Consider the following 22,332-nt stretch of genomic DNA (forward strand, 5'->3'; position numbering starts at 1 on the left):
AAAAAAGTTCCTTTGGCGACGCCTGAGAGCTTAGCCACCTGTTCAATTGTTGTCGTTTCATATCCCTGCTCAGCAAACAGCGAAAGCGAGGCATCTTTAATCCGCTGCCTTGTCTGTTCCTTCTTCAGCTCGCGATTCATTCGTTTCTATCTCCCCGCTGTCGCTTGCTATAATCCGGTTATTGTCCTCTTTATTTTATCACAACCGCTTTCCTCACGTAAACAATTATGACCATAGGTTCAATATTTATTCGCGTTTGTATACAGACCGGGGTTATTTATAACTTAATGTATTGATATTTCAGGGGAAATTCACAAAAAATAATAATGACCATAAGTGCAAAAATATTGACTTTAATTTCGGGATCGGATATAACTAATTCTAGAGATCGAATAAAGGGAGGAACGGAAGATGACGGAACGCTTTGTACGCGGTCTTGCCCGCATAAAGTGGATAGTATTGATCGCCTGGCTGGCCATCACGGTCGCGGCGATGTTCGGATTGCCGGATTTACAGGAAATAGTGAGAAAGACGGAGCAGAAATTCATACCGGCCGATTCCGAATCGGTTGTGGCTAAACAAACTTTGGAGCGGATCGATCCCGAAGCGACGACCAAATCAAGCGCCATTATTGTATATTCGCGCGAGAGCGGTCTAACGGAAGCGGACAAAGCCTGGCTCAAGGAAAAAGCCGGCGTCCTCGCCGGACTGAAAGGCAAAGAGGGCTTCAAGTCCGTCCAATCCGCCTACGATACACCGGAACTCGCTTCCAAATTCCGCAGCAAGGACGGCACGACCGAGCTGCTTATCGTCGGATTCGACAAGGCGGAGAATGACACGGTAACACAGGAAGCCGTCGATAAGCTGGCGGATGAGGTGAAAGGCGCCCCGGCCGGAAGCAAGGTGGCGATCACCGGCAGCGCGCCGATCGGGAAAGATTTTCAGAAAAGCTCGGAAGAAGGTTTGAAAAAGACGGAGCTGCTGACGGTAGCACTCGTGCTTGTAATTTTGCTCATCGTCTTCCGCTCCCCGGTAGCGCCGTTCATTCCGCTTCTCACGATCGGAATATCGCTTATCATTACGCGTGGTCTTGTGGCGCTGGCGACCGATTACGGCATGCCCGTATCCTCATTTACCGAAACGTTCCTCATCGCCGTTCTGTTCGGCGCCGGAACGGATTATTGCATTTTGCTTATCCAACGGTTCCGTGAGGAGCTGAGCCGTGACGGCGATAAAGTCGAAGCGCTTGTGCGGACGATGAGAACCGTCGGCAAGACAGTCGCCTTCTCCGCCAGCACTGTGTTTCTGGCCTTTTTCCTGATCGGCTTCGCACAGTTCGGCTTATACCAATCCGCCGTCGGGGTATCAATCGGCGTCGCAGTTACGCTGATCGCTGGCCTGACACTTACTCCCGCACTGTTAATGATTTTCGGGAAGGCGACGTTCTGGCCGTCAAAGGTGAAGAGCGGTCAAGGACACGGCGAGTCGAAGCTGTGGGGCGGCATGTCGTCGCTCGCGGCGCGCAGACCGGTTGCGGTACTGCTCGTAACGGTCATTTTGCTAGCGCCGCTTACGCTGCTGTTTGAAGGCAAGCGTTCGTTCGATGATCTCGCCGAAATCGACCCGAGCCACGGCTCGGTGCAAGGCTTCCGCCAAGTGGAACACGCCTTCGGCTCCGGAGAAGTGTTCCCGGTATCGATCGCCCTCACCTCTTCGGCCTCGATGCGGACGCCGGAAGCGCTCGCGGCGCTGGAATCGGCAAGCGCAAGCTTGTCGAGGCTGGGCGGCGTGAAGGAAGTACGCAGCGCGATCAGGCCGCTCGGCGAGCAGCTTGCAGACCTGACCGTGTCGAGTCAGCTTATGCGTACGTCCGATGCGCTGGAGGATATGAGGATCGGCGTCGGCAAAATCGCAGGCGGGTTAACGTCCGCAAGCGATTCGATCGCGAAGGGTCAAGGCGACATCGACAAGCTCACAAACGGACTCCGCACGATGTCTTCCAAAACGACCGATGCGAAAAACGGGTTGAATCAAATTTATGGCGGATTGAAAGAGACGTCGGAAGGCGCCGGGCAAGTGGCCGGTGGTTTGTCGCAAAGCGCGAAGCTGTCCGCCTCCATGGGAGCCGATTTACAGCAGCTGATCAAAGCGCATCCGGAGCTGAAGGACGATCCCAATTTGCAGGCATTGCTTGGGAAACAGCAGGGATTAACCGGCGGATTGAACGATTTGACTCAAGGCGCAGCCGCGATTCAGCAGGGCTTCAAGCAGATTAATTCTTCCGTTGCCGGGGTCGTAGGCGGACTTGGGCAGCTGGCTGAAGGCCAGTCGCAAGCGGCGGACGGAACGGCCAGAATTAAGGGCGGTTTAAACGACCTGACAGGCGGGTTGAAGGATGGAGCAAAAGGGCTCACGGATATCTCGGCGGGGCTGGTCAAAGTGAAGGACGCCGAGAAAATGATCGGCGGTAGTCAAATCCCCGGCTGGAATTTGCCGAAGGAAGCGCTGGATAGTCCGGAGCTGAAGCAGGCGCTCGATTACTACATGTCGAAGGACGGTAAAACGACGAAGGTGGACGTTGTCCTATCGGTCAATCCGTACTCCGGGGATGCACTTATAACGGTTGATAATATCCGCGATACGCTGCGGCAAAGCTTGGCCGGCGGAGCCATTGCCGACCCGGAAGTGCTGCTGAGCGGCACATCCGCGCAAATCGGCGAGCTGAAGGACATCTCACGTAATGACTTCACGCGAACGGGCATATTCGTCCTGCTCGGCATCTTCATCGTTCTGATGATTCAGCTGCGCTCGTTCCTTGCGCCGCTCTATGTACTGCTCTCGCTTGTCTTCAACTATCTGGTGACGATGGGCATCGTCGAATTTATTTTCGTCGATCTGCTCGGCAAGCCGGGCCTGTCCTGGAGAGCTTCGTTCTTCGTTTTCCTCATCATCGTCGCGCTCGGTGTGGATTACAGCATCTTCCTAATGGCACGCTTCAAGGAGGAATACCGACCGGGCGGCATTGCATACGCCATGTCCAGGGCGATGTCGACGACCGGCGGAGTCATCATTTCAGCGGCGGTCATTATGGGCGGCACCTTCGCCGCGCTTATGATGTCCGGCGTCACTACGCTCTTTCAGATCGGCGCAGGCATCGTCATCGGTCTGGTGCTTTACTCGACCGTCTTTATGGGCCTGGTCGTTCCCGCCCTCGCCAACCTGATCGGCGAAGCGAACTGGTTGCCGTTCCGCAAACGCCGCGCCGGAGCGTCGGCAATCATGCCGGAAGGGAAAGCCGATCGCCGCGTCGTTCAACCGGAATAGAAAACGCGAAAGCCTTAGCTCTGACAAATATCTGTCAGGCTAAGGCTTTTTAGTCCCAGGGTAAATTCCGATAAGCGGAAGCAGCCTGCTCTTTATGCCTTCTTGATTGCCGCTGATATGGTATATTCAAGCAGTTCGGAAATTTCGATATGCTGAATGTATTCGAGCACGCCGCGCGTTTCCTCCACCGCACGACCGCTTACTTGGCGTGCAACCGCATCGGTGAACACGATCGGCTTCCATGCCCCGCCGTCTCTGATACTGCAGAGCAGGTCGCGAATGCCGCCATCAGGCAAAACCTCGAGATCGACCTCGCTCCGTAAATATTCGGACGCCCGTGCCAGCAGCTTCCGGTGGCATCGTCTTCAATTTGCTGCGAATGAATTATGGTAAAATAGATTGAGGTGGTTGACCACCGTCATGCGACGCCACACCGCGCGCTGGGAGCTGCGCGCGGTACGAAAAGATTAGGAAAATTAATGAATATCTTGGAGGTGTGGAATGGAACAACACCGTTTTGACCCGAAGAATAAAGATGTACTTGAAAGTGGCGAAAGAAAGAAATTAATTCCCCCTGAAAAATTGTTAGGAATGCTTCCAATTCAAAAAGACCATCATATCTTGGATCTTGGAGCTGGAACCGGGTATTTTACTATTCCAGCTGCGCTAATGACAAATTGTACAGTATATGCCTTAGATATAGAACCTGAAATGTTAACCGCTCTTAAGTCTAAAATGGAGGAACAAAGCATTACTAACATTGAGCTAGTTGAAGCCTCAATGACCGATATGCCGCTTAAAGATAATTCTATTGATATTATAATTGCTTCATTGGTGCTGCATGCAGTTCGACCAATATCTATTAGTTTAAATGAAATAAAACGTGTAATGAAACCAGATGCACTTTTACTTATCTTTGAATGGGAGCCCAAAGAAAGCCCGATGGGTCCCCCTATGGAAATTCGTATTGCTTCAAATAAAATGGAAGAAGCACTTCAAGCGGCAGGATTCTCAATTAAGAAGCGAGTTTTTCCAACTGATTTTTTATACATTTTTATTGCCAGTAATTAGATCCGCTTAATCCGCGATTACGAAAACCGGATTCCCTTGTAGAGTAAAGGGTCCGGTTTTTTCTTGCAACGAATTGCTTAGCGTACGTTTTTCACGTTTTGTTGGCGGTACCCCAGATGAGTCTGTAAAATATTCTGTGTAGTGCGGCCGGGCAAGGTCGTTCATTCTAGTGGGTGGGAGTCCCATCAGGATAAAGCCTAACCAGCAGTCCTGTAGCTAGTTTTTGGAGGCTAATCGGTAACGGTTGGTTTTAAGCGTAGAACGGCAATATAACGGGCCGAAAGCGCAAGCTGAAGTGATTGAGCCCCGAAAATACGTGGAGACAGGCCGATGTAGTTACACATGCAGAAGGCAGAATCGGTTCAAGCGATAAGGTGAGCTTGAACGGGCACTCCGGGGTCTTAGAGTTTGGCACGTTACAGATCGAGAATGAGGACACAATTGCCACACGCAGAGGTGGAAAAGAATTGGAAACCAAACTTGTTAAGATAGCACAATTAGCCAAAGAAGAGCCCAAAGAGACATTCACAAGTCTGATCCATCTGCTGGACGAAGAAGCGTTATTTATGTAGTCCTACCCTTTACTCCAGATTGAAGGCATGGAAGTAGGTGGGCGTTTTCTGTTGCATGGAATGGTGCGCGTTACCTATCCCAAGCCGCACGCGAATTTCAGCTGTTTCTAGCTGATTTTTATGCAAAATATTAAATAATTTATAATTCTGGGTAATGGAGGGGGATGGAACGAAACTTAGCCCGCATGGGCATATACACTATTGGGGACCTGACCAACGCAAACTTGGCCACAATGAAAGCCTGTTGTTGATTCATTACAATAAAGTTTTGTTCCCTTCTAAATATGAAGTGACGAAACGGAAATTTAAAATAGCGGTCAGACAATTCTTCAAGGACAACTACATTCCGCAGGAATTGAACTTTGATGGAAACGTTCGAAAAAATATTGAAACGTTTCCAATTTGGTGATAATATAATTTTTATAAGAGAGTTTAAGTGGGGGGTTAGATGTCGAGTATTAAAGATGTAGCCATCTTAGCTGGCGTTGCAGTAGGAACCGTGTCCCGTGTCATTAACAAATCAGGTGCTGTAAAACCCGCTACACGCAGAAAAGTTGAAGAAGCCATACAAGAGCTGAATTATGTCCCTAATGAAATTGCCCGAAATTTCAAAATGCGGAAATCCAAGATGGTAGCACTGATGTTACCAAGCATCTGGCACCCATTTTTTTCTGAACTGGCGTATTATATTGAGGATGAGTTGGACCTTGGGGGTTATAAGCTCATGCTCTGTAATAGCGGAGGCAAGCCTGAAAAAGAACTGTATTATTTGGAAATGCTTCAGCAAAACAAAGTGGCTGGTATCGTCGGCATTACTTACAACGATATAGAGAACAACGTGAGCAACGACATTCCGATTGTAAGCATCGACAGGCATTTTAACAAGAAAATTACCTGCGTAACTTCGGATAATTACGAAGGCGGGCGTTTGGCCTTAAGGGAGCTAGTAAAAGCGGGCGCTAGAAAACCGGCATTTATAGGAAGCGTCACTTCAGTTTACAGTGAAACCATGAATCGTAGAGAAGGCTTCATTCAAGAGGCGAAAACAATGGGTGTTGAGTATGTTGTATACGAGAAGCCAGACCCCGTTGAGGATGACGACGCTTATTTTGATGAGTTACTAAAAGAGCATCACGATGTGGACGGCATTTTTGCCATTACCGATATATTTGCCGCCAAATATATTGAAAGAGCAGGCAGGCAGGGTATTCGGGTCCCAGAAGATGTAAAGGTCATTGGATACGATGGCATCCAGGATCATCCCTATTTCCATCCTTTGTTGTCAACAATCAGACAACCGGTGGAGGAAATGGCACGCATGACCATCAGACTGCTTTATGAGAAGATTGAAGGCAAGGATTTAGAACGGCAAGTGTATCGACTCCCGGTTACTTTTAGGCAAGGCGAAACTACGTGATTATGATTGGTAGGAAAAGCATCAGCTCATGGTCGATTCAACAGTGCGAATCGACCCTCTGGCGTTTTTCTTAACCATAATTGGAAACGTTTCAAATTGTGATCAGGCTAAAAGTATCCGTTTAAACGGTCGGTTTATAATGTCGATTTATCTAAAAATCCCTTCGCACACACTAAGTTGGAAACGTTTCAAAACGAAGAATACTTTACTGGAAAGGGTGTACAAGAGTGAATTCAAAAATGAGTGGCCTGGATCATTCCATGATCAAACCAAATCGAAAAAGATGGAGCCGATTCAAACGCGACTATGAGTTGTATCTGTTCTTACTGCCGATCATTATTCTTTATCTCGTATTCAAGTATTATCCGATGTACGGGGTGCAAATTGCTTTTAAGGACTTTTCACCAAGTCAGGGGATATGGGGTAGTGAATGGGTGGGGTTTCAGCACTTTATAGATTTTTTCAATTCCTATAACTTCTGGACTATCATTACGAACACGCTTACACTCAGTTTTCTTTCCCTGCTGTTTGGCTTCCCGGCTCCCATCATTATCGCAATTATGCTGAATCAGATGCTTGGGAAGACCTATAAGAAATTTGTTCAGACCATAATTTACGCGCCGCACTTTATCTCTACCGTTGTACTTGTCGGTATGCTTAATGTTTTTTTATCTCCGAACAGCGGGATCGTGAATCACATCATCACCTGGTTTGGAGGGGACCCCGTGCTCTTTATGGCCGATGAGGGCTGGTTCCGTCCCTTGTATATCCTATCGGGGATATGGCAGGAGACCGGATTTGCCACGATTATTTATCTTGCTGCCCTTGCGGGAGTCAATCCCGAACTGCATGAAGCCGCAACTATGGATGGAGCGAGCAAAAGGAAGCGTGTATGGCACGTGGACATTCCGAGCATTCTGCCGACGATCGTCATTCTGCTGATTCTCGCACTCGGCAACATAATGAGCATTGGTTTTGAAAAAGCGTTTCTAATGCAGAGCGATCTGAACTACGCCACCTCCAATATTATTCCCACCTACGTGTATGAAATGGGGATTCAGAAGGCGCAATACAGCTTTTCCACGGCGATTGGCCTGTTCAACTCTCTAATCAATATCATCCTAATTTTCACCGTTAACCGAATCGCCAAAAAAGTAACTGAAACTAGCCTGTGGTAAGGAGGAGTTTATTTTGAATCAATTATTGAAGAGAAAAAGCACAGGGGATGCATGGTTTGATCTAGTCAACTACTTCTTGTTAACCATCATCATGCTGCTCGTATTATTTCCGTTGTACTTTGTGCTGATAGCATCATTCAGTGACCCCAATTATATTTACTCAGGTGAAGTTTGGTTGTTTCCGAAAGGCTTTACATTAGATGGATACGAACGAATTTTCAAGGATTCATCTATATGGATGGGGTATGCCAACTCAATTTTATACGCGACACTTGGAACATTTATTGGAGTCGCCGTGACTGTTTGTGCAGCCTACCCTTTAGCACGCAAAAACCTGGCAGGTAAGTCTGTGATTATGTGGTTTTTGTTGGTTACCATGTTTTTTAGCGGAGGACTGATTCCAACCTATTTGCTGATTAAGGATCTTCATATGCTGAATACAATATGGGCACTCGTGATTCCCGGAGCGGGCGGTGTATTCAATGTTATTATCGTGAGGACTTTTTTTCAGTCGTCCATACCGGATGAAATGTGGGAAGCCGCATCTATTGATGGATGTTCCAACACCAGATTTTTCTGGAGCATCGTTCTGCCTTTGTCCAAATCGATCCTAGCCGTAATGGTGCTGTATCATGTCGTTGGTTTCTGGAATGGTTTTTTTGACTCCTTGATCTACCTTAGCGATGAAAGCAAATACCCGCTGCAATTGGTGCTTCGCAACATTCTTGTTCAGAATCAGGTTAACTCCGGCATGATGATAGATGTTGAATCTTACGCGGCGAAGATGCGCGTCACAGAACTGATCAAATACGGTGTAATTATTGTATCCAGTCTGCCGCTGTTGATTTTGTATCCATTCCTGCAAAAGTACTTTGTTAAAGGCGTGATGATCGGATCAATCAAGGGGTGATGTGGACGTAATGCTTGAAAGGGGGGATGTACAAGCAGTATTCAGATGAAGCATGTAAGAAAGTGATTTTCAGCATGTTGGATGACAACTAAGGGAGGTTATGTACAATGAAATCTTTATTAAAAAATGTGGGGATTCTTGTGTTGGCCGGAGCGTTTGTGGTTAGTGGATGTTCGGGAAACAGTAACGGATCAAAGAATCAGGCAGAAAATACGGATCAAGAAGCCAATTTCAATAAAACCGGTCTTCCGATTGTTCAAGAAGCAGTATCGTTGAGAATGGTGTCCCCGAAAGCTGCCTTGGCTCCGAAATACTCGGAAATGGAAATTTTCAAGCGGCTGGAGGAGCAAACAAACGTAAAGATAAATTGGGAAAACATCCCTGATACTGATTTTACTGAAAAGAAAAATTTGTTATTGGCAAGCGGGGATCTGCCGGATGCATTTTATGGAGCCGGATTCACCGATTACGAGCTGATCAATTACGGCAAAGACGGAACTATTATTCCACTGGAGGATTTGATTGACCAATATGCGCCAAATTTGAAAGCGCTTCTTGATCGTCGACCCGACATCAAATCATCGATTACCGCACCGGATGGACATATTTATGGGCTGCCATCATTCGAAGAGAATAACCTTGGAACCAACCCCTTTTTCCATGTCATCAATAAAAAATGGCTAGATAAGCTGGGTCTGGAAGTGCCGCAAACACTGGATGAATATACGGAAGCTCTGCTTGCCTTTAAAACGAAGGATCCAAATGGTAATGGCAAGCAAGATGAAATCCCGCTGAGCTTCATGCATATGCAGTGGTGCATGGATATTGCCGGAATTTTTGGTGCATTTGGTCTTCCTGATAATATGGAGCATCGAGTAGTCAGAGATGGAAAAGTTATTTTTACGGCTACTCAGCCTGAATATAAGGAAGCCCTGAATTACTTCCATGAAAAATGGTATAAGCAGGGTCTGATTGACCCCGAATCTTTCACGCAAGATGCGGCGCAGTATCTGGCAAAAGGAAAAACGACAGATGAGACACTTGGATCTTATATCTGGTGGGAAATTGAAGAGGTTGTCGGAACTGAACGCGGTAAGGATTATGTTCTACTATCTCCACTTAAAGGACCAAATGGGGATCAAACAATCGGACGCGGTAATGGCGGTGGTCCAGGGCGTGGGGCCTTTGTGATTACAAAAGAGAACAGTAATCCGGAAATCACGATGCGTTGGATCGATGAACAGTATGAACCGTACATGGCTGCTCAGATTCATTGGGGACCACTAGATATTGTATACAAAAAAGACGAAAATGGGAAATTGGTGAACCTGCCGCTTCCTGAGGGAGCTTCTGCAGGTGAATTCCGTCAAAAAGTGGCTCCAGGCGCAGGCGGACCTGGCGTCATTACCATACAGGACTTGGGGAAAGTTGTTGATCTGGAACCACGAGCTCAGCAGCGTGTTGAAGATTTAAAGCAATATTACGATCCATACATGGAAAAGGAAAACTATCCGAGTATTTTCTTTGAACCAGACGAACTGGACAAAATCAACAAGATCGAGCCTGAACTGATTAAGTATGTAAATACCCAAAGGGGAAAATTCATTGTTAATGGCGGCGCGGATGAGGAGTGGGAAAGCTATGTGAAAACACTGGAAAAGATGGGCCTAAACGAATTAATGGAGATTTATCAAAACGGACTGGATCGCTATAACGCAAATCTAAAAATAAATAAATAGATGACAGGTGGGGAGAAACTGTGCTTGATGTTATTACGATTGGAGAAGCATTGATTGACTTTACTCCAGCAGGCCATACAACTGGGGGGAACGAGCAGTTTGAATGCAATCCAGGAGGCGCTCCGGCTAACGTAGCCGTTGTGCTATCCCGATTAGGAGCCAGAACTGCATTGATTAGCAAGGTTGGGGAGGACCAATTCGGTTCCCTGCTGCACAACACACTGCTAAGTAGTGGTGTTGATGTGTCTGAAGTTTCATTCACAAATGAAGCGAGTACAACGCTTGCCTTTGTCCACCTGGATGATAAGGGAGACAGATCGTTCAGCTTCTTCCGAAAGCCGGGAGCAGATACCTTCTTACACTCGAAGGATGTCCCGCTCGATCGGATTGAAACCTGCCAGGCTCTGCATTTTGGCTCAGTGTCCATGACCCATGAACCGGCCCGTACCGCAACCAGGACGGCAGTTCTCAGAGCCAAGGAAGCAGGAGTGCTGCTCTCGTTCGATCCGAATATCCGGTTTGCTTTATGGGAGAGCAAGGAGGAAGCAAAACATAATATCCTTTGGGGTATGAAGTACGCCGATATCTTGAAAATATCGGAAGAAGAGCTCTTTTTTATAACTGGGACTAGCGATTTGGAACAGGGCTCGCTAGAGTTGCAACAACAATTCGGTATCGTGTTGGTCGTCGTCACTTTAGCGGAACAAGGCTGTTATTACCGGTTGGCTGGTCAGGATGGATATGTGTCTGGATTTCAAGTGAATGCCATCGACACAACAGGAGCTGGCGATGCTTTTCTGGGCTGCTTGTTATATAAGATCCTGGAAGGCGGAAGTTCATTGGAAGATCTAACCAAACAGCAAATCATTAGCATGCTGACTTTTGCTAATGCGGGCGGCGCGTTAGTAACAACACGAAAGGGGGCTCTTGGGTCCATGCCGACGACAGATGAGATTAATCAGATGATAGAGTCCAGCAAACCGTACAATGAAGAGCGTTTCAGACCGGGGTATCATTTTTCACCACCCTCCAATTGGGCGAATGATCCAAACGGATTAGTCTATTATGAGGGAAGCTATCATTTATTCTATCAATATCATCCTTACAGTAATAAATGGGGGCCGATGCATTGGGGTCATGCTATAAGTGAAGACCTGGTTCACTGGGAGCACGCACCTGTTGCTCTATTCCCGGATGAGCATGGAGCGATATTTTCTGGCTGCTGTGTAGTGGATTGGAATAATAGCAGCGGCTTATTTAAAGATTCCCATGGACTCGTTGCAATCTTTACGCATGCGGATATCCATCCTGAGACGAGACAGCCACGCCAGCGGCAGAGCCTGGCTTACAGCAGTGATAAAGGGCAAACCTGGCACAAGTATGACGGGAATCCAGTGCTTGTCGAGGATAATTTGATAGACTTCCGCGACCCGAAGGTGTTCTGGCATGCGCAAAGTGAGCGGTGGATTATGACTATTGTTGCGGGAGACCACGCCCGGTTCTATGCATCCGACAATTTGCGTGAATGGTCACTGACGGGTGAATTCGGCAGAGAAGAAGGCTCACATGATGGTGTTTGGGAATGCCCGGATCTGTTTGAATTGCCGGTGGATGACACCGAGCGTTCCAAATGGGTACTGATCATAAGCATCGGAGACAATCCCAATTGTCCGGAAGGTTCGCGTACGCAATATTTTGTTGGAGAGTTCGACGGAAATACCTTCATTAATGACAATCCGCCCGATCATATCATGTGGCTGGATTATGGCAGAGACAACTATGCGGGAGTTACCTGGTCAGATATCCCTGAGCAGGACGGACGCCGTGTGATCATCGGATGGATGAGCAACTGGAAGTATGCCAATGAGACGCCTACCGGTTCCTGGAGAGGCGCAATGACCCTGCCGCGCACCTTGTCGCTCACCAGCAAGGATGGCAGTATAGTGCTGACCCAAATGCCTGTCAGGGAAATCGGGAAGCTACGCAAAGAATCCATGAGCTGGGATGATATCACAGTTACGCCAGTGACCTCTTTTATGCAGAAGTCGAAAAATGATCTGTTAGAGATTGAAGCGGAGATGGATGTCCGGTTAGGGGACGAGGTGCGTTTCCATCTGAAATCCTCTGGACAGAGCGAGATTGTTATCGGGTACAACTCTGCTATGGAGTGGCTGTTCACCGACCGCTCGAAATCAGGTGAGACCAATTTCCACCCGGCGTTTGCATGCCAGCACGGAGCCAGCCTGGCTGCGGTAAATGGACAGCTGAAGTTGCATATCTGGTTGGACCGCAACGCGGTAGAAGTGTACGCGGATAATGGTTTGGTTGTGCTGACCGATCAGATTTTCCCTGATGCACCGATAGAGAATATTGAGGTAAGCACAAAATCAGGACAGGTTGTCCTCAAATCGCTTCAAATCCATTCGCTTAAATCTATTCATGCTTCAGATGAAAGCACAGAGGTGATATTAGGGAGGAATAATGTATGAGCAATACAACGGATAACCGGGGATTAATTATGCATTGGGCGTTTGATGAAGGAACCGGGGCAAGCACTTTGGAGAGCGTATCGAAATCCATAAATAATATCCAGTACGTATTTAACCAAGCGGAGTTTACCGAACCATCTACTCCGCCGTGGAGACACGGGGTTAAAGGAAGCGGGCTCCTGTTCGATGGCTACTCATCATACATTGCCCATTGCGTTCATCGGGAAGAGCGTAATGGCGAACCGGAATACCTCTCGGCTCTCAGTATCGGAGTATGGGTTGCCCCGCGAACCCATGAATGGGGGCATGAAGGCAAGCTAGCTGCCATCGTGAACCGCCACAATAGGGATGACAAACAGGGGTATCTACTTGGCATGTTCCGCCACGGGTCATGGTCCTTTCAAGTAGGGCTGGAAGGAGGAGAGTGGAAGGAAATCTGGTCGCCGGATGGCTGCGAATTGCCAAAGAATGATTGGTCCTACGTGAGCGCTGTGTTCAACGGGCACGAGGGTGAAATCAAGCTGTATTTGAATGGCAGAGAAATCGCTTCGGAAGCTTTGCCTCGCGATTCTCGTATAAATGAGGCAGTAGGCACAGATTTATTCATCGCTAAAAATAATCATAGTAGCAAGCTGGCAAGAGTATTCAGCCTTCATATGTTTAGCGGCATCATTGATGAACTTAAAATCTACAGCCGGGTACTGAGTGCGGAAGAGGTGGCCACTTCTTATCAAGAAGTGCTGGATTTAGAACATGGAGGCGTCCATCCACAATTACAATATGATGATATCAAGCTGGATCGTACCCTTTTGCTAACAGATCGGCACAGACCACAGTATCATGTTAGCCCGCCGGCTCATTGGATGAACGAGCCTCACGCACCGATCTACTTTGAGGGGCAATACCACTTGTTCTATCAACATAATCCTCAAGGGCCCTACTTTCATCATATTCATTGGGGACATTGGGTGAGTGAGGATATGGTGCATTGGCGTGATCTACCTATTGCTCTAGCGCCTGAGAAGGATCAGCTTGCACCGGACGGAATATGGTCTGGGAGCGCGACTTATGATGCTGATAGCCTTCCTGTCTTGTTTTTTACAGCAGGTAATGATAGTGCCTCACCAAATCAAAGCGTCGCGCTTGCTAGAAGCACCTACTCCGAAGACAAAGATATTGATTTGGTCCGATGGGTCAAACATCCCGAGCCGCTTATTGTACAAAAAAATGGAATGGGGGTATTCGGAGATTTCCGTGACCCGTTCGTATGGAAGGATGAGGACGGCTGGTATGCCCTGGTTGGTTCGGGTTCCGGAATTGAAGGGGAGGGCGGAGCAGCGCTGGCATTTGTATCAGAAGATATGTTGAATTGGACATACAAAGGATCTTTCTATAAAGCAGATATTCGTAAATTCCCTTATCTTGGTCCTATATGGGAATTGCCTGTCCTTCTCCCTCTTGGAACTGACAAACAGGGAGATTACAAGCATCTTCTGCTGGTCAGCCCTGTTGGAGCAGGGGCAGATGTAGAGGTCTTCTACTGGATCGGACAGCTGGACAAAGACAATCTATCGTTCAAACCCGATCAAGAGGAACCTCAATTAATTGATGTCGGCGATTTCCATTTTACAGGTCCAAGTGGAATGGTTGATCCTGTGACAGGCAGAAAAATTATTTTTACTATTGCTCAAGGTGACCGTACATCTGAATTGGAGTATCAATCGGGCTGGGCCCATAACGGCGGCCTGCCGATAAGTGTGTATTTGAGAGAGGATGGGCGCTTGGGTATCGAGCCGATTGAGGAGCTTCAATCACTGCGCGACAAGAAGAGGCTATCACTCAGGGACAAGTCATTAAGTGAAGCAAATAGCCTTCTTAAGGATGTTCAAGGAGACATGCTTGAGATTCAATTAGAGCTGGAGCCTGGTAGTGCCAAACAACTTGGAATCAAAATCCGGCGATCGCCGGATGGAGAGGAAGAAACGCTGCTGTATTATGACATAAATGAATCCATGCTCTTCGCTGACCGGACCAAAACGACACTGCATTCCGGGGAGAAATGTAAAGGAGTACAAGGAGGTAAGCTGGAGCTGTCAGGGGAGAATCTTAAGCTGCATATTTATCTGGACCGCTCTATGGTTGAAACTTACGCCAACGGATTGAAAAGTCTGACGACCCGGGTATATCCGAGCCGTAAGGATGCCTTGGGTCTTGAACTCTGGGGAGATGGCGAACCGCTGGTAAAATCGATGGAAATATGGAATATGCATTCTATATGGTAATGTGAGCGCCTTGGCGCTCCTTACCCTATAAATGCGGGCAATACTCAAGCAAAAAACCTTGTTGGAAGCGCTTTATTTTACAATTTAATAACATAGGAGGCTTATTCGTGATAGACAAACAAAGAAGCAAATCATGGATCTCCAAATTGATTATAGGGGTTTTGTTTCTTCAGCTAGTGACTCCGGGGATTACGGCTTTAGCCGCAGCAGAAACAGAAACAGATACTTCTGCTCCAATAGTGGATATGGGATCGTCTGTTACAGATGCGGTCAATCAGAGTCCAAGTAGTAGTTTGAGTGCATCTGTCACGGATACGGTCTATCAAATTCAGAACCCAGGGTTTGAAACTGGGGACATGTCAGGCTGGACAGTTATCAGAGGTCAAGCCTTCGGTCAGAACAGCGTATCAGAAGAGGGTACTTGGTGGTCGGAACAAATTCCTTATAACCAAGAGGGGAATTATCATTTAAACGGCTGGAAATATAATGAGGCTGAGACAGGTGTGCTCCGTTCTAGCACTTTTGAGCTGGGCGGTAGCGGTTGGATCAGCTTTAAGCTTGGCGGTGCAAAAAATCCTGACAAGGTATATGTAAATATCGTGGAAGCGGATACCGGTCAAGTGATTGCCAGATATGGCAATAAAGCATTTGCAGACGTAGGCTTTCCGAATCCCGCTCAGGGCATGCGGCTTGCCAATATGGAGCAGTATAAGGCAAATCTATCCGATTATTTAGGCAAGAAGCTGTACGTAGAGATTGTAGATAATGCAACCTCAGACTGGGGATTGATTTTTGCAGATGCTTTCTTTATGTATCATGAATCCGAGCCTGCCGAAGGCATCATTGCTACAGATATCAAGCCGGATTTCAAGCGATATCAAATCGAGAATCCAAGCTTTGAAACTGGGGATTTGACCGGATGGACCGTTGTAGAAGGCGAAGCATTCGGGCCAAACAGCGTTTCCGATGAAACTACCTGGTGGGATGAACAAATCCCGTACAACCAGGAAGGCGCTTATCATTTAAATGGCTGGAAGTATCCCGAAGCTGCAACTGGCGTGCTTCGTTCCAGTACCTTTGAATTGGGGGGAACGGGATGGATTACTTTCAGACTAGGCGGCGGCAAGCATATGGATCAAGTATATGTGAGCGTCATCGAAGCGGACACTGGCGAATTGATTGCCAGGTACGGAAATACAGCGTTTAACGAGTCGGGTTTCCCAGAACCGGCACAGGGCTTGAGACTTGCGAATATGGAGCAATATAAAGCCGATCTCTCCAAGCATATCGGAAAAAAACTGTATCTTGAAGTCGTTGATCATGCAGCTTCGGATTGGGGAGTGATCTTTGCGGATGCCTTCAACACCTTCAATGAACTCGTACCAGAAGATGGAATCATGGTGGATAACATTATCCCGACCGAAATCGCAAACCGCAGTTTTGAAAACGGAAACTTCGAGGGCTGGACGATTGATGGTGATGCTTTTCAAGTGACTGATGAAGCCGGGGCTGGCAAAGAAGGCAGCTTTTTTGCCAAGTCTATCTTGGAAGAAGTCGGCTCTATAATCTCCAGTACCTTCATGCTTCAGGGAACCGGAACGATTACCTTCACCGTTTTAGGCATCGACAATCCAGAAGATGCTTACGTCGCACTATATGATGCCAGCACTAATGCGCTACTTGAGAAGACCGGGGATGTCAGTGCGAATGAGAAGATTTCCTGGAAAATGCAGAAACACTACAATAAGAAGTTTTATATCAAGGTTGTCGATCAATCCAGTCAAGCCCGTATTTCCGTGGATGCTTTTCAAGCCAATAATGCGGGCACTATTTTTTACATGAATCTTGATGAAGGCGCAGGAAAAAAGGCGCTTGAGGAAGTAAGCGGTCTAGAGCATGATGTGAACTATGTATTTAACAACGCCAGATACATGGACTCCAAAGATCCAAGATGGACTCCGCGCGGAGTAAAAGGCGGCGCATTGCTGTTTGACGGCTACTCGAATGATATTGAGGTCAATGCTAAGGATACCATTCCAGTAGGCGATGCGTTAACGATTGAAGCCTGGGTTGCTCCGCGCAGCTATGAATGGGGAGACGGCAGCAAGCTGTCTGCAATTGTAAATCAGTCCGATCAAGATAAGGTTGAAGGCTTTGCCCTTGGGATGTACCGGCACGGCAGTTGGTCGATGCAGGTCGGTATTGGTGGACAGTGGATTCAGGTATGGGTTAATGATCATCCACTTGAGAAATACATGTGGAATTACGTGGCGGCTACGTTCGATAAAAGGGAGGGAGTCATTAAATTATATTTAAACGGTCAGGAAGTAGCATCCCAAGCAACCCCTGTCAACGTTCCGATCACACCTTCTGCGGAAAGCCTGATTATCGGGGAAAATAATAAACCCGTAGAGCTGGCAGGCCTGTTCTCCTACAATATGTTCAGTGGACTCATCGATGAAGTGAAACTGCAGAATAAAGCACTCACAGATCAAGAGATCCTTGCTGAATATGAGAGTGTAAAGACGCTCCACGGCGGCACGGTTCCGGAAATTCCAAATGGGGATATTGATGAGGATCCCAGTGTGTTCGACGGTGATCAGCACCGTCCGCAGTACCATGCGATGCCTCCACAAAACTGGATGAATGAAGCGCATGCACCGATTTATTATAACGGCAAATATCATTTGTTTTATCAGCATAACCCGCAAGGTCCATACTGGCATCAAATCCACTGGGGACATTGGGTGAGCGACGATATGGTGCATTGGGAAAATGTGAGACCTGCGCTTGCGCCTGAAGCGGGTACCCTTGACCCGGATGGTGCATGGTCAGGCAGTGCAGCCTATGACCGGGACGGTAACCCTGTTCTTTTCTATACAGCAGGCAATGACTCTCTAACGCCGAACCAAAGAACAGGGCTGGCAACTCCGGCCGATTTGTCGGACCCTAACTTGGAGAAGTGGGAGAAATATCCTGAACCGGTTACAGAGCAGAATGGAAACGGTATTCATAACGAGTTCAGAGACCCGTTTGTATGGTATGACCAAGAGACGGACAAGTGGTATCAGCTAGTAACATCCGGTCTTCAAGACTTCAGCAGTGGAACAGCTTTGGTATACGTATCTGACGACATGTACAACTGGGAGTATAAGGGACCAATATACGTCAGTGACAGAAGCCTGTACCCGGAGCTTGGCACGGTATGGGAACTGCCGGTACTCTTGCCGATAGGCAAGGATAGCATGGGCACACAAAAGTATATCTTCATAATCAATCCCCATGAAAAGCCGGAGCAGGTTCCGCCGGCGAATGATGTGCAAAGAGATGTTGAGGTGTTTTACTGGATTGGAACCTGGGACCGGGATAACTTTAAATTTATACCTGATCAGGATGCACCTTCCAAAATGGATGTGGGCGATGGCTATTTAACCGCAGAGAGCGGTATGGTCACCCCCGACGGAAGAACGGTCGTTTATTCCATGGTGCAGAATGTAAGAACGCCGCAGGCTGAATATCAAGCTGGATGGGCTCATAATCTGGCACTGCCGGTTTCACTGAGTCTGGATGAGCATGATGAATTACGCATTGAGCCGATTCAAGAATTGCAAAGTCTACGAGGTGCTAAATTGGTTGAATTTGCAGACGAAAATTTGCAGACTGCCAATCAATTGATCCAAAATGTCAAAGGGGACATGCTGGAGATCGTGATGGAAATTGATCCGGGTGAAGCTCAGAAATTCGGTCTTAAGGTGCGGCGCTCCGATAACGGCCAGGAGGAAACGCTGATTTACTATGACAAGACGGATGGGAATTTCAATGTAGATCGGACCAAGAGCAGCATTGATCCGGATGTTCGCGTGGATGGCATCCAAGGCGGATATGTGGATCTGGACGGAGAGAACCTGAAGCTGCACATTTTCCTGGACCGCTCGGTTGTTGAAGCCTTTGCCAATAACAAGAAAAAACTGACCACACGTGTCTACGTAGGAAGATACGATTCCTTGGGCTTGCAAGTCTGGGCTGACAACGATATTACGGTCAAGTCGATGGAAGTATGGAATATGAATGCCTTGACGGGTGAACCGGCTGCTCCGGTCAATGTGCCTGACGACTGGGATAACTCCGTGTACACCGATATTACGGATCTGCCTAACCATGATTTTGCCACAGGCGACTTAACAGGCTGGATTACAGAAGGAGACGCTTTCCAGGATGTCCATGTGACCGATGCTCAGTTTTTCTGGGACACGATCTACTTCAATCCGTCGCATAAAATTCCGGGCGGCTATCATTTGTGGGGCTTCAATGAGGAAGCCGGCGGTGACAGCTTAACGGGAACGCTAAAATCACAGAATTTCGTTCTTGGCGGGAATGGCAAGATCAACTTCCTGGTCAGCGGCGGGCGTGATATCGATAAGCTGTATGTTGCGTTGGTCCGGGCATCGGACGGCAAAGAACTATTTAAAGAGACTGCTACAAATTATGAGGAGTACCAACGTAAGATTTGGGATGCGTCGCAATATATCGGCCAGGAGCTTTACCTCAAGGTGGTTGACCAATCCGCAGGCGGTTTCGGACATATTAACGTCGATGATTTCAATGTACCGGTTAAGGTGGAGAATCCGGTTAATCCAACCCCTTCTCCAAGTCAGCCTGTAATTTCGGTAAACAAACCGGAGAATCAGAGTGAATTGTCATTCGAGATGGCAAAGGGAGAGCGGCAGGTGCTGTTTCCAATCGCCATTCCGGCAAATGACGGCAAAAATGCTTTAAAGATTAAAAGCACAGATGTGGAAATTGAAATTCCCGCAGACGTATTAAAGGAATTACAGGCGTTGGTCACGGACAGTGAGCTTGCACATGCAAAAATCTCTTTTGAAATGGAACCTTTGTCTTCCGAGCAGAGCAAGGAACTACTTGCACGGGCAGTACAGAAAAACCACGCAGACATCTCTGCAACTGGGGAGATTTATGAATTTAAATTATCTATCGTGAAGGCCGACGGTACCGCGCTTACGCTTAATAAATTCTCTACATTCGCCACAATAAGGATGAGTGCACAGGCGAATTCCCGCCAGCACCTGACAGGCATTTATTCCATCGCCGATGAAGGGAACCTCGAGTATAGGGGCGGAAGCTATTCAAGGGATAAATGGACTTCAAAAGTGAATCATTTCAGTAAATTTGGCGTCCTTATCTATGACAAGTCATTTGAAGATGTTGCTGCATCGTATTGGGCCCATGAGGAGATTCAAAAGATGGCTGCCAAACAAATGGTCTTTGGTGTAAGCGATACGGCATTTGCACCAAAACAAAACGTGACACGGGCTGAGTTTGCTTCCTTGATCACTCGTGCACTCGGAATAACACCGGCTCACTCAGTCATATTCAAGGATGTGGACCCAACGAAATGGTACGCTGCTTCTATAGCTGCAACATATGAAGCGGGAATTGTCACCGGAAGAAGCATAAACACCTTTGCACCAGAGCAAAGCATAAGCCGTGAAGAAATGGCGGCTATGATTTACAAAGCATATCTATTCCATACAAAACAGAGCAGCGCCATTAATCGCTTGAGTAATTTTAAGGATGCCGGTACCATCAGCAGTTGGGCTGCAAATTCTGTTGCTGTCCTACAGGAGCTTGGATTAATCAGCGGCCGAGGGAATCAATTATTTATGCCGCATGAAAAAGTAACCCGTGCAGAAAGTGCACAAGTCGCATCTCTGTTGCTTGAAAAAGTCAATCAATAACTGCTAAAGGAAAGCCAGAGAAAAAAAGAAATATCATTTTTTTCTCCGACTTTCTCAATTTTACATCGGGGTAAACCTTGCGAATGCCGAGAGGCTATATATAGAATGGGGAGGATTATATATGAAGGAATTTTTTTATCGTCCAGATGATGCTTGGGTAGGAGACGTTATTCCCTATTATGAAGATGGAGAGTTTAAGCTGTTCTATCTGCATGGGTGGAGAGACAACCACAAGGAAGGCCTTGATCATGGCTGGCATTTGCTTGGAACAAAAGATTTCGTGCATTACAGAGAAGATGGAGCTTGCAAGATTGAAGGCGGGACCGGCCATATTCTAAAAGTTGACGATGTCTATCATATGTTCTACTGTATTTTTCCTGAAGGAAAGCAGTTTGCTTGTCATGCCGTCAGCAAGGATTTAAAAACATGGGAGCCCATTCCTGAAGATACTTTTGGTCCGGATGGCGAGATTTATGAGCTGGCAGACTGGCGTGATCCCTTTGTTTTCTGGAATGAAGAAGAAGGTCAATACTGGATGTTAATTGCTGCTCTGGCCAAAGGACCGACAAACCGGAAAGGCTGCACGGGTCTGCTTTCGTCCAAAGATCTCAAGCATTGGGAGTACCGCGAGCCGTTGTATGCTCCGAACCTGCATGTAGGCGCGCATGAGTGCCCAGACTTGTTCCGTATTGGAGATTGGTGGTATTTAATCTATTCTTCTTATACGGGGCGTTTCGGCACCTTTTATCGGATGAGCCAATCTTTAAATGGCCCTTGGATAACTCCAGAAGAAGAGGCTTTTGATGGACGCGCATATTATGCGGCCAAGTCGGCGTCGGATGGTCTGAAACGTTATTTGTTCGGCTGGAATCCAACAAAAAATGACGATCTGTTTGGCTGGAACCCGCCAAAAGCTTCAGGCAAAGATTATGATACTTGGGATTGGGGGGGGAATATGATTGTGCACGAAATTATTCAGCGTCCGGATGGAACGCTTGGCGTCAACGTTCCCGAAACAGTTGACTCTGCCTTTACCAAGCAGTTAACCGTGAATTTTGAGGGAATCACTGGAGATTGGTCGATTACGGATGATACACTACTCAGCTCATCTCCATATGCCTTTGCCGGTTGTATCACACAAGAGGAGCTTCCAGATTTGTGCAAGATTTCTGCAGCCGTTCGTTTCTCGGAGTCGACCCAGGGCTTGGGGTTCATGATTCGGGCAGGTAAAAGTCTGGATTTTGCCTATTACATCACGATTGAGCCTCAACGTAGCCGAATTACCTTCCGCGGGCCAATTATGCAATCTGAAGAAGGAGGCAAAACCTTCCCGTACGAGGTGGAACTGGAGCGTCCGTTCAAGCTGCTGCCAGAGCATGAATATGAGTTAAAGATATTTATGGATGGCACGATTTGCGAAATATATGTTGGCGGAGACGTAGCGATGAGTGCCAGAATGTACGACATTCAACATGGAAAGCTGGCTATTTTCGTCAGCCAGGGCACAGCGGAATTTAAGCGCGTTAAGATTGAAACTCCCCAGAATGATAAAATAAAGGTCAAGGAGGAAAGCTGATTCGAATAGGCTTTCTGA

At 47.4% G+C, this 22,332-nt stretch carries 12 protein-coding genes; 10 read left to right on the forward strand and 2 right to left on the reverse strand.

All coding sequences use genetic code 11. The features are described 5' to 3' along the window. On the reverse strand, positions 1-140 hold a 140-nt coding region (locus tag ABEW34_RS24485; RefSeq protein WP_430162509.1), incomplete at its 3' end, for a TetR/AcrR family transcriptional regulator. Positions 141-411: 271 nt separating this feature from the next. Here ABEW34_RS24485 and ABEW34_RS24490 point away from each other — a divergent pair. Continuing rightward, on the forward strand, positions 412-3,324 hold the full coding sequence (locus tag ABEW34_RS24490) for an efflux RND transporter permease subunit (protein ID WP_430162206.1): 2,913 nt from the start codon (positions 412-414) through the stop codon (positions 3,322-3,324). Between the two features lie 92 nt (positions 3,325-3,416). On the opposite strand, the gene ABEW34_RS24495 is transcribed toward ABEW34_RS24490, so the two are convergent. Beyond that, positions 3,417-3,620, reverse strand: coding sequence for a hypothetical protein (locus ABEW34_RS24495; RefSeq protein WP_430162208.1), 204 nt, complete (start codon positions 3,618-3,620; stop codon positions 3,417-3,419). Positions 3,621-3,825: 205 nt separating this feature from the next. On the opposite strand from ABEW34_RS24495, the gene ABEW34_RS24500 reads away from it, so the two are divergent. The 9 genes from ABEW34_RS24500 (at position 3,826) to ABEW34_RS24540 (ending at position 22,314) form a co-directional block, all read left to right on the forward strand. Then, a complete protein-coding gene (locus tag ABEW34_RS24500) occupies positions 3,826-4,395 on the forward strand; it encodes a class I SAM-dependent methyltransferase (RefSeq protein ID WP_430162210.1) in 570 nt (189 codons plus the stop codon). Between the two features lie 1,020 nt (positions 4,396-5,415). After that, positions 5,416-6,384 (forward strand): LacI family DNA-binding transcriptional regulator, encoded by a 969-nt coding sequence (locus ABEW34_RS24505; RefSeq protein WP_430162212.1) that lies wholly within the window; start codon positions 5,416-5,418, stop codon positions 6,382-6,384. A gap of 239 nt (positions 6,385-6,623) precedes the next feature. After that, positions 6,624-7,562 (forward strand): ABC transporter permease, encoded by a 939-nt coding sequence (locus tag ABEW34_RS24510; RefSeq protein WP_430162511.1) that lies wholly within the window; start codon positions 6,624-6,626, stop codon positions 7,560-7,562. Positions 7,563-7,575: 13 nt separating this feature from the next. After that, positions 7,576-8,472: a carbohydrate ABC transporter permease gene (locus tag ABEW34_RS24515; protein ID WP_430162214.1), complete on the forward strand. Its 897-nt coding sequence runs from the start codon at positions 7,576-7,578 to the stop codon at positions 8,470-8,472. A gap of 107 nt (positions 8,473-8,579) precedes the next feature. Beyond that, complete coding sequence (locus tag ABEW34_RS24520; RefSeq protein ID WP_430162216.1) at positions 8,580-10,211, forward strand: ABC transporter substrate-binding protein; 1,632 nt, start codon at positions 8,580-8,582, stop codon at positions 10,209-10,211. A 20-nt stretch (positions 10,212-10,231) separates the two neighbouring features. Next, a complete protein-coding gene (locus ABEW34_RS24525; protein WP_430162218.1) occupies positions 10,232-12,700 on the forward strand; it encodes a PfkB family carbohydrate kinase in 2,469 nt (822 codons plus the stop codon). Next, entirely contained in the window at positions 12,697-14,982 is a 2,286-nt protein-coding gene (locus ABEW34_RS24530) for a GH32 C-terminal domain-containing protein (protein ID WP_430162220.1), read from the forward strand. Before ABEW34_RS24525 ends, ABEW34_RS24530 begins: the two co-directional genes overlap by 4 nt. A gap of 107 nt (positions 14,983-15,089) precedes the next feature. Then, the gene (locus ABEW34_RS24535; protein WP_430162222.1) at positions 15,090-20,738 is read left to right on the forward strand and encodes an S-layer homology domain-containing protein; all 5,649 of its coding nucleotides are present in this window, start codon (positions 15,090-15,092) and stop codon (positions 20,736-20,738) included. A 121-nt stretch (positions 20,739-20,859) separates the two neighbouring features. After that, a complete protein-coding gene (locus ABEW34_RS24540) occupies positions 20,860-22,314 on the forward strand; it encodes a GH32 C-terminal domain-containing protein (RefSeq protein ID WP_430162224.1) in 1,455 nt (484 codons plus the stop codon). Positions 22,315-22,332: the final 18 nt, after the last annotated feature.

The organism is Paenibacillus algorifonticola, assembly GCF_050481745.1.
GTDB lineage: Bacteria > Bacillota > Bacilli > Paenibacillales > Paenibacillaceae > Pristimantibacillus > Pristimantibacillus algorifonticola_A.

Excerpts from the sequence above, each read along its gene's own strand:
- ABEW34_RS24490 (WP_430162206.1), top strand. The coding sequence starts at position 412 with ATGACGGAACGCTTTGTACGCGGTCTTGCCCGCATAAAGTGGATAGTA.
- ABEW34_RS24530 (WP_430162220.1), top strand. The coding sequence starts at position 12,697 with ATGAGCAATACAACGGATAACCGGGGATTAATTATGCATTGGGCGTTT.
- ABEW34_RS24510 (WP_430162511.1), top strand. The coding sequence starts at position 6,624 with ATGAGTGGCCTGGATCATTCCATGATCAAACCAAATCGAAAAAGATGG.
- ABEW34_RS24520 (WP_430162216.1), top strand. The coding sequence starts at position 8,580 with ATGAAATCTTTATTAAAAAATGTGGGGATTCTTGTGTTGGCCGGAGCG.
- ABEW34_RS24505 (WP_430162212.1), top strand. The coding sequence starts at position 5,416 with ATGTCGAGTATTAAAGATGTAGCCATCTTAGCTGGCGTTGCAGTAGGA.
- ABEW34_RS24540 (WP_430162224.1), top strand. The coding sequence starts at position 20,860 with ATGAAGGAATTTTTTTATCGTCCAGATGATGCTTGGGTAGGAGACGTT.
- ABEW34_RS24500 (WP_430162210.1), top strand. The coding sequence starts at position 3,826 with ATGGAACAACACCGTTTTGACCCGAAGAATAAAGATGTACTTGAAAGT.